Origin of the sequence: Streptomyces sp. LS1784, assembly GCF_020103755.1 — a bacterium.
GTDB lineage: Bacteria > Actinomycetota > Actinomycetes > Streptomycetales > Streptomycetaceae > Kitasatospora.
This window is the reverse complement of sequence record NZ_JAHSQD010000654.1, coordinates 1-4,225: the sequence shown is the minus strand read 5'-3', so window position 1 is coordinate 4,225 and position 4,225 is coordinate 1. Positions and strand designations below refer to the sequence as shown.

The 4,225-nt window shown below is 75.5% G+C and carries 2 protein-coding genes and 1 pseudogene; 2 read left to right on the top strand and 1 reads right to left on the bottom strand.

The annotated features are described in order from the left end of the window. Window positions 1–478 (bottom strand): annotated as a pseudogene (locus KS423_RS39880) (hypothetical protein); the annotation flags it as partial. A 493-nt stretch (window positions 479–971) separates the two neighbouring features. Here KS423_RS39880 and KS423_RS39875 point away from each other — a divergent pair. Continuing rightward, window positions 972–3,944, top strand: a complete 2,973-nt coding sequence (locus KS423_RS39875; RefSeq protein WP_224284620.1) for a BTAD domain-containing putative transcriptional regulator — start codon at window positions 972–974, stop codon at window positions 3,942–3,944. A gap of 100 nt (window positions 3,945–4,044) precedes the next feature. Then, a partial coding sequence (locus KS423_RS39870; RefSeq protein WP_224284619.1) for a MerR family transcriptional regulator occupies window positions 4,045–4,225 on the top strand: 181 nt, incomplete at its 3' end.

The following is a 4,225-nucleotide window of genomic DNA, read 5'->3' as shown; positions in this document are numbered from 1 at the left end:
ACACCCCGCCACCACACCAACGAGCACCATCTGCGCTGGTCACGCTTCCGCCGACGCAGCCAGGCCCGAGCCCGCCGCTCCCACTACAAACGCCGAGGCCACAACCCCCAGATGCGGTTGCAGTATTGAGCCCGGGGTTCCCACAGTTCTCCGCGTCGTAGATGACGTGGCCCTCGGTCCCGGTCATGAAGCCGTTGCTCTCGGACTGCCAGCGTCCGGTCGTCCCGTCGGACATGACGGCCACCGGGGCCAGGCCGTCCGACCAGATGCCGTGGTCCAGCCAGGCGCTCTGCAGGCGCAGTTCGCAGCCCGTCCAGTTGACGACCGAGACCTGCGTGCTGCGCGCCGCGCTCAGTGCCTGCGCCGCCGCGGACTGCCGGTCCGCGGTGGCCGCGCCGGCCGGGGCGGCCGTCGCGAACATCGCCGCGACACCGGCCACGGCCAGGGCCGAACTGATCAGAGCCTTCCGCTTTGCCATCGCATGTTCCTCTCGCTCTCGGACCGCATCGGTGCGGTCGTCCTGGTCGAAGGCTCGACCGCGCCTGTCGACAGGAGATCGACAGCCTGTTGACGGGTGATGGACAGGCAACGGGCCGCCGGTCACCGGTGACGCGAGGCGACCGGCGCCGGTCGGCCGCCTCACCGCCCGGCGCGGCCGGCGGGTCGTCGCTGGTCGCAGGGGCCTTCCGGGACACCCGAACGGTTCGCTCGCCGTTCCGCGCGGAGCGATCCGCGGGAGCCTGCGCCGGCATGTACACGAGGGCGGATGCTCCCCCGTTCACGGACCGGGGTGCGACGCCCCTGCCGCCTTCGGCCCTCCCCGGTCCCGGACGGCACGACACCCGCGAACCGCGGTGCCGCAACGTCCCCGGCAGGCGGGTCCAGCCCGGTGCGTCGGCCCTGACCAGGGGTGATTTGCGGTCGGTATCATGCGCCCGGGGGATCGTTTGCGGGCGGAGGGGGAACGGCCGGTGAGTGGGTTACGGTTCGCGGTGCTGGGGCCGCTGCGGGGATGGCGGGACGGCGGCGAGCTCGCGCTCGGCTCGCCGCAGCAGCGGAGCCTGCTGCTCGCACTGCTGCTGAGGGCCAACCACCCCGTGTCGACCGGTCAGCTCGTCGACGACCTGTGGGGCGAGGAACCGCCCGCCAAGCCCGCCGCCGTGATCCGGACGTACGTCCACCGCCTGCGCCGCATCCTCGGGCCCGCCGCGCCGACCACGCTCAGCGGGGGCTACCTGCTCGCCCTGGACCCCGGGGGCCTGGACATCCACCACTGCGAGGAGCTCGTCGGCGAGGCGAAGGAGCTCCGCGCCGGCGGCGAGCACGCCCGCGCCGCCGCCACGCTCCGCTCGGTGCTGGCCCTGTGGCAGGGCGAGCCGATGAGCGGACTCCCCGGCCCCTACGCCGAGCGGCAGCGGGGCGAGTGGGCCGAACGCCGGGTGACCGTCCTGGAGTCGTGCCTGGAGGCCGAGGTCGAGGCCGGACCGTCCGGCGAGGCCGTCGCCGAACTGACCGCGGTCGTGGCCGAACACCCGCTCAGGGAACGGTTCTCCGAACTGCTGATGCTCGCCCTCTACGGGACCGGCCGGCAGGCCGAGGCCCTGGGCGTGTACCGCACGGCGGACCGGCGGCTGCGGGAGCAGCTCGGCGTCTCCGCCGGGCCCGGTCTGCGCGAGTTGCAGCGCCGGATCCTGGTGGCCGACGCCGCCCTCGTGGCGCCCGCGCGGCCCCGGTCCGCCACCGCGGCCCGCCCGCCCCAGAAGGACCGTCCGCCGTACCAGGCAGCGGTACGGCCGACCCAGGTCCCGGCCGACCTCGCCGACTTCACCGGCCGCGAGGCGCAGACCGAGGAACTGCGGACCGTCCTGCTCGCCCCCCGCACCATGCCCGTGGCGACCGTGTCGGGCCTGGGCGGCGTGGGCAAGACCGCTCTGGCCGTCCATGTCGCGCACAAGCTGGCCGCCGACTTCCCCGACGGCCAGCTCTACCTCGACCTGCACGGGGCCGACGGCCGCCCGAACCGGCCCGAGGAGGCGGTGGGGGCCTTCCTCCGCTCCCTCGGCGTGCCGGCGGACAGGATGGCCCCCGGACTCGCCGAACGCTCCGCCCAGTTCCGCTCGTTGCTCTCCGGCCGACGCGTGCTGGTGGTCCTCGACAACGCCCGGGACGCCGAACAGATCAGGCCGCTGCTGCCCGGCCGGCCCGGCTGCGCCGTGCTCGTCACCAGCCGGGCCAGGCTCGGGTCGCTGCCCAACGCGCATGTCGTCGAACTGACCGCCTTCGCCCCGCAGGAGGCCCTCGGCCTGCTCGGCCAGGTGATCGGCGGGCAGCGGCTGCGGGCCGAGGCGGACACGGCCGCGGAACTCGTGCGGCTCTGCGGCCATCTCCCGCTGGCCGTGCGCGTCCTGGCCGCCCGCCTCGCCTGCCGGCCCGGCTGGAGCATGGACCTGCTGCTCGACAAGCTGTCCGGCGATCGCCGCCGGCTGGACGTGCTGCGCGCCGGGGACCTCGCTGTCGAGTCGGCGTTCCGCTTCGGCTACGACCAGCTGACGCCCGAACAGGCCCGGGCCTTCCGCCTGTTGGCGGTTCCGGAGGTGCCCGATCTGTCGCCGGGCGCGGTGGCGGCGGTGCTCTGCCTGCCCGGGCAGGAGGCCGAGGAACTGGCCGAGTCACTGGTCGACTGCTCGATGCTGGAGACGGCGCCACCGGACCGCTACCGGTACCACGACCTGCTGCGCGCCTTCGCCCAGCAGCTCACCCCCGCCACGGCGGGAGGCCCACAGGCGCAGGCAGGCCCGGCGGCGGAGGCGGACCGCCCCGCTGCCGTCCTCACCCGCCTGGCGGCCCGTCACCACGCCGAGACCGTCGCGGCGCTCGGCCCGTCCGCCGCCCGTGCCGCCCTGCCCGGTGCCGACGCCGGTTCCCGCACGGTGGCGCCCCACGGCCGCGTCGACTACCACGGCATCGGCGCGCTGGTCGGCCAGTACGCCGGGCTCCCCGAGCCGCCCCGGCTCGATCTGGTGGCCGAACTGCTTCTCGGCTGCAGCCTGTTGTGCGAGACCGGCCAGGCCACCCGGCCGCTCGGGCACGCGGCCAAGGTCCTGCTCCGGGCCGCCGTCCACAAGGGCGACCGGACGGCCGAGGTCAGGGCCCGGCTGGTGCTCGGACGGCTGCTGACCGAGGTCGGCTCCGAACCCGCGGCCCTCGCCGAGCTGCTCAAGGCCCGCGAGCTGTGCACCGCCCACGACCTGCCGGGGCCGCTGCTCGCCCTGGCCCACGCCTCGCTGGCCGCCCTGTTCGTCCAGGTCGGCCGGCCGGGCGACGCGGTCGGCGGCTTCACGGCGGCGATCTCGGTCTGGGAGCGGCTCGGCGACCAGCGCTCGGTGGCGGCCGAACTGCTCAACCTGGCGGGCGCGTTCACCGAGCTCGGCCGGTTCGAAGCGGCGGTCCGCGTCGTCGACCAGTCCCTGCTGATCTGCCACCGGCTCGCGGACCACGAGCTCCAGGCGCTCGCCCTGGATTCGATGGGGACGATCGCCCACGACCGCGGCGAGTTCGAGCAGGCCCTGCGCCACCACCGCAACGCCCTCACCCTGCTGCGGCCGGACGACCGGCGCCGCACGGGCCGTACGCTGCTGCGGCTCTCCGAGTCGCTGCGCGCCGTCGGCCGCAGCGAGGAGGCGGTGGCGGCGGCCGACCGGGCGGTCGAGGTGCTGACGCTCGACGGCGACCGCCGGGGGCGGGGGCTGGCCCTGGCGGCGCTCGGTGACGCGCTCGCCGACCGCGACGGCGACGGGGACGCGGCCCGGGCATGCCGGTCGGAGGCCTACGACATCCTGGCCTCCATCGGATCCCCCGAAGCCAACCGGCTGCACGCCCTGATCGGCCCCGGCCGGCCCGCCGTACGGCCCCGCCGGCAGTGGCCGTCCTGGCTGCCGGGGTGATACCCGGGAGAGGGTCCGCTCAGCGGCCCCTCCGGCAGCTCAAGTGAGCGTCCACACCTTATTTGCCCCTCCCCCAGGGGCAGGGGGCACAGTGGCGGGCGTGCAGGAGAACGTGATCACCATCGGCGAACTCGCCGCCCGGACCAGGCTCAGCCTCAAGGCCCTGCGGCTCTACGGCGAGCGGGGGCTGCTGCCGCCCGCCCTGGTCGACCCGCGCACCGGGGTGCGCCGCTACGGCCCGGCGCAGGTCGAGCGGGCCCGGCGCATCGCACTGCTGCGCG